Source organism: Streptococcus mitis (assembly GCF_001074635.1).
GTDB lineage: Bacteria > Bacillota > Bacilli > Lactobacillales > Streptococcaceae > Streptococcus > Streptococcus mitis_E.
On record NZ_JUQO01000133.1, the window covers coordinates 1 to 5,284 of the forward strand.

The window sequence follows — 5,284 nt, forward strand, 5'->3', positions numbered from 1 at the left end:
TGCTTTTAATGCTGCAATTGTATCAGCCTTTGCTTTTGCTTCTTCTGGACTATTAGTTTCAGCTTTTTCTAATTCTGCAATTACTGCTTTTAAAGCTTCATCAAAATTAGTTAAAAATTCTTTTTGTGCTGATTCTTTATTTTCAGCTGGTTGACTACTAGCTACAGGTTGACCTTCCGCTTTTACAACCGACGGTTGAGATACAACAAATGCTGATCCTAAAACAGCAACACTAGCCAAGCTAGCAGTTAGAAATTTTTTCTTATCCATAAAATATCGACCACCTTTGGTACTTTTTTGGTGTTATTTTACCATTTTTTTCCTAAAAATTCAAGAAATCACACTCCAAAATGATAAAAAATAAGAGGAAATTCCCCTTATTTCTTTATTATATCCATTACACCCACTCACCATTGGCATTTACTGTGTAACCATCGATAGTTGTGTTCACAGCCAATGCACCTGATGAATATGAGTAATACCATTTACCGCTAACTTGGTACCAACCTGTCTTCATAGCACCTGAGCCAGCAAGATAATACCATGTACCACCTTGCTTGAGCCAACCTGTTTGCATAGCACCTGAATCATTGAGGTAATACCAGTTACCATCTAAAAGCTTCCAACCAGTCTGCATAGCACCTGAACCGTCAAGATAATACCATGTACCATTGTCTTTTATCCATCTAGTACCCATTTTACCTAAACTGTCAAAATGGTACCAACTACCATTTATAAATTTCCAGCCTGTCTGCATAGCACCTGAGCCGTTAAGATAGTACCAATTACCATCAACTTGTTTCCAACCAGTTTTCATCACACCAGTTTCATCCAAGTAATACCATGACCCATCTTTGACCCAACCAGTCTTCATTCCATCTTCTTTAGAGAAATAATACCAATCCAGTCCAATTTTCTTCCATCCAACATGACGATTTCCCTCATCATCAATGAAGAATTTTTTACCATCAATTAAAACAATACCTGGTTTAAGGACACCTTCTTCATCTAAGAAATAATGTTTCCCGTCTACTGTAATATCCCCTGTTAGACGAACACCTTCTTTTAGATAGTAAGTTTTATCATCAATTTTGATAAAGCCAGTTTTCTTATCACCATTTTCAACAAAATAGTAAACCTTATCAGCAACTTTTACAAAGCCTAGCTTTTTAACACCATCTTTTTCATCTAAATAGTATTGCTTATCACCTGAAGTCAATAGACCTTTTTTCATAGCTCCATCAGCTTCAAAGTAGTAAGTCTTACTATCAATTTTTTGCCAGCCAGTAACTTTTTTGCCGTCCTTAATATAGTAGACCTTCCCATTCTCCGTTTTGAATTGACCTGCAGAATTAGACTGGTTCTGATTATTATTTTGGTTAGTATTAGTCGTTGAATTTGAGCGATAGATATGGTAAAGTGTATCACCTTTTAATTCACCAGTAACATAAGTATAGTTGGCAATATCCAGACGACTGGTATCAGAAGCTGCAGAGCCTGTACGTGGATCTTTAATATCAACTGGAACATCACTACCAGGTTTATATTCTACAAAACGAACTTTTTTTACTGGAGAATTAGAATTTGTTGTTGAGCCATTATTATTGTTTGCACCAGTACCATTTTGGTTATTGTTCCCATTAGTATTACTAGTGCTACCATTGTTTTGGTTGTTATCTCTATGGTATGGATTGGTCTGAGTACCAGAATTCGTAGTACCTGTTGTAGCAGTTGGCGCATACATATGATACATAATACCATTCTCTTCTCTACTAGAAGTATAGATATAATTTGCAATTTCAGGGTGATTCTCAATAGATGCAGTTGTCACAGCAGATCCTGTTAGTGCAGTTTTGATATCTACAGGTCCACCATTTTTAAATGTTGCATAGTGGACTTCTTTAACCGTAGAAGTTGCCGAAGCACTCGTTGCCCCTGATTCGGCAGCTTGTGCTGGTTGAACTGAAGCCATCGCTAGCACTGAAGTAGCTAGCAAGATACCTGTTAGTGTTTTCTTCATGAGAAGAACCTCCTTTATTAAATGGTTAAATTTATATAGATTATATCCTTTTCCTATAATAAATGCAATAAAAAATATAAAAAGTGTAGAAATATTTAAAAGTAAAAGAAAGAGAGCAGTTCTAACCGCTCTCTTTGTTATTTTATACCCATTCACCGTTGGCATTTACATAGTAGCCATCGACTGTAGTGCTTACTGCAAGGGCACCTGAACTATAAGCATAGTACCATTTACCGCCTACTTGGAACCAACCTGTTACCATAGCACCTGAGCCTTTAAGGTAGTACCATGAATCACCTACTTTAGCCCAACCTGTTACCATAGCACCTGAGTTGTTTAGGTAGTACCAAGTGCTACCATCTTGCAACCAGCCTGTTTGCATTTCGCCTGAACCGTTTAGATAGTACCAAGTGCTACCATCTTTAACCCACCATTTTTGCATGATGCCTTCAGCGTTAAAGTAATACCACTTACCGCCATCTTGTAACCAGCCAACTTGACGTTTGCCTTCTTTATTTACATAAATCCAGTTACTATCAACTTTATTCCAGCCAGCTTTTGTATTAGATTCATCTGTTAAGAAATATGTTTTACCATCAACGGTAATTTCCCCAAACTTACGTTCACCTTCTTCAGTGACATAGTAATACTTATCGCCAGCACCCTTGATAAGACCTGTCTTACGCTCACCTTCTGTAGTAATGTAATACCATTTTCCAGCACTATCTTTCACAATACCTGACTTGGTTGTACCGTCTTCAGCAAAGAAGTACCATTTAGCACCTACCTTATGCGCTCCAATTGTCACAACACCATCTTTGACAAAATAAGTTTTTCCATTTTCAGAGATAATCTCTGTCTTACGAGCTCCATCTGACACAAAATAATAGGTTTTTTCTCCTACTTTAATGAAACCAGTTTTCTTAACACCTTGTCCGTCTAGATAGTAACGTTCAGATGTGTTTTCAAGAACTCCGTGAGCCATAACACCTTCACTATCAAAATAGTAAGTTTTTCCATCAACATTAGCCCAACCTTTTACAGGATTTCCTTTATAGTAAAGATAACGATTACCAGCAGACACACGCCATTTTACATCTTTATCAGATGTTTTATATCCTTGAGTATTTAACTCACTGACGGAAGCATCGGGATCGTTTACATAATCATCAATCTTTGTTCCTTTCTCAACGAATAAGTAGTATTTTCTTCCCCCTTCAACATAGGCACGTTGAAATTCAAATCCTTCAATTGTCGAATGTTTAGAGATCGGCTGATTCCCATCTTCAAAAAATACTGTCTTACGTTCTTGTGAACGACCATTAATCACTGTGATCCACTCAGTTCTATAAACAACTTCTTCCGCACTTACTGGACGAGCTGTAATTGCAGAGTAACTGGTTAAAACTGCTGCACTTGCCATTGTCAAGCTAGCTACTGCTAGGGCTAAAGCTTTTTTATTTTTCATATGAGCATTCTCCATGTTTAAAATTTTAGGTAATAAACCTAGTTTTATTGTATCTTATTTTTTAAAAAAATTCTAAAAAAAACTGAACTTTTTATGGAAAAAATAAAAAGCAGAAGAAATCTCCTGCTTTTTTGATTAAACTAAATTAGTTAACCCATTCACCGTTTCCGTTTACAGTGTATCCACCTACAGTAGTGTTAACTGCAAGGGCACCTGAAGCGTTAACGTAGTACCATTTGTCTTTAACTTGGAACCATTGGCTAGCTTTCATAGCACCTGATGCTTCAAGGAAGTACCAAGTTCCACCAACGTTAACCCAACCAGTTTGCATTACACCTGATTTGTTTAGGTAGTACCAAGTTCCACCAACGTTAACCCAACCAGTTTGCATTTCACCTTTTTCATTTAGGTAGTACCAGTTTTCGTCAATTTGTTTCCAACCAGTAACTTGTTTGTTATCTTCATAGTAGTACCACACACCGTTGTCATCTTTAACCCACTCAGTACGAACAACGTTATAAGTGTCAGTTTTTTCGATTGTCAACTCACCGTTAACAAACATGTCTGAACCTTCACGTACAACTTCTTCTGAATCAAGTACAGTACCTACTGTAAGATTAGCAGGAACAAAGTAACCTCTTGGAGCTTGATCAACACGGTAAAGTACATAACCACCGTTTTCAACAGCAAACTCAACATCACCTGCTGCGTCAGTAGTTCCTTCAATTAAAGCTGGTTTTTTGTAGTTGTCAAAGTCGTCTGGTGTTTTGTATACTAAAGCAGCTACTTTAACACCCGCTACAGGGTTACCTTGGACATCTTTAACATGTACACGAACATGAGTACCATTACCAAATACATCTGGTAAAACCTTACCATCTTTACCGATACGATTTCTTACAGCGTATGGGTTTGTAACTGGAGTTGCTGGTTTGTATTGGTCAGCATCAGCAACTACACCAGTGTGAGCTGAAACAACTGTATTTCCGCTATAGTTAGCTTGATCGATTTTACCAGTAAGTGGGTTTACAACACCACTACTATAACCGTTGTTACCATCAGCTGAAACAGCTTGTACAGCACCAAATGCTGCAAGAGCGACTGCGCTTGTCAATAAAACTTTTTTCATCGTTTTATCTCCTTTGTTTTTCTTTAAAATATTTTTTCGTAAGACTATCTTACTACCATACAGTATATAAATATTTGCAGGATTTGTCAAGGGTTTTCTTCAATTTTTTAAAGTTTTTACAATTTTTCAACAAAAAAGATGAAAAAACATCTTTGTGAGATTGAATACGCTTCAAATATCCTATTTTAAAGTGAAAATCTCACAAATTTCTTAAACCTTGAGTCAAACCTCACATATCTAATCGACATAGATAATTGGACAGAACTCACTTCTATGGTATTATCCTATAACCCCTTCCAAATGTCAAGCAAAAATGGCAAGTATTTTGGAAATAACTCGCCATTCCATTAACTTTCTACTATTTAAAATGTGACCTCATAGCAAGGACTCAAACTCAGCTACTGACATGCCCAACTGATGGCTGGCAACCTCAGAAGTCAGAAGACCTTGATGGACCATATCTAGAAAGGCAAAAAGTTTCCCTTCTTCCCTTCCTTCAACTTTTCCACGCTCCAGTCCCCGTTCAATCCCTTCTGCACGACCACGTTCAAGACCACGTTCTAAGCCTTTTTCTTCAGCTTGTTCCAAGGCATAGTCCTGTGCCAACAAGGCTTGTTCTTCACGCATACGTAGTTGACTAAACATTTTCCTGTCCTCCTCGGACCAG

The 5,284-nt window shown here is 37.3% G+C and carries 3 protein-coding genes and 2 pseudogenes; all 5 read right to left on the reverse strand.

Features of this window, described 5'->3' with window-relative positions:
• Nucleotides 1-270: pseudogene (locus ADI58_RS05570) on the reverse strand (hypothetical protein); the annotation flags it as partial.
• Between the two features lie 127 nt (nt 271-397).
• Nucleotides 398-2,020 carry an N-acetylmuramoyl-L-alanine amidase family protein gene (locus ADI58_RS05575; RefSeq protein WP_049521790.1) on the reverse strand — a complete coding sequence of 541 codons (1,623 nt, stop codon included), beginning with the start codon at nt 2,018-2,020 and terminating at the stop codon, nt 398-400.
• A gap of 142 nt (nt 2,021-2,162) precedes the next feature.
• Nucleotides 2,163-3,488, reverse strand: a complete 1,326-nt coding sequence (locus ADI58_RS05580) for a nucleoside triphosphate hydrolase (RefSeq protein WP_049521791.1) — start codon at nt 3,486-3,488, stop codon at nt 2,163-2,165.
• Between the two features lie 145 nt (nt 3,489-3,633).
• Nucleotides 3,634-3,993 (reverse strand): annotated as a pseudogene (locus tag ADI58_RS11635) (carboxypeptidase-like regulatory domain-containing protein); the annotation flags it as partial.
• 999 nt (nt 3,994-4,992) lie between these two features.
• The coding region (locus ADI58_RS05590) for an RpnC/YadD family protein (protein ID WP_161800934.1) at nt 4,993-5,284 on the reverse strand (292 nt) is incomplete at its 5' end.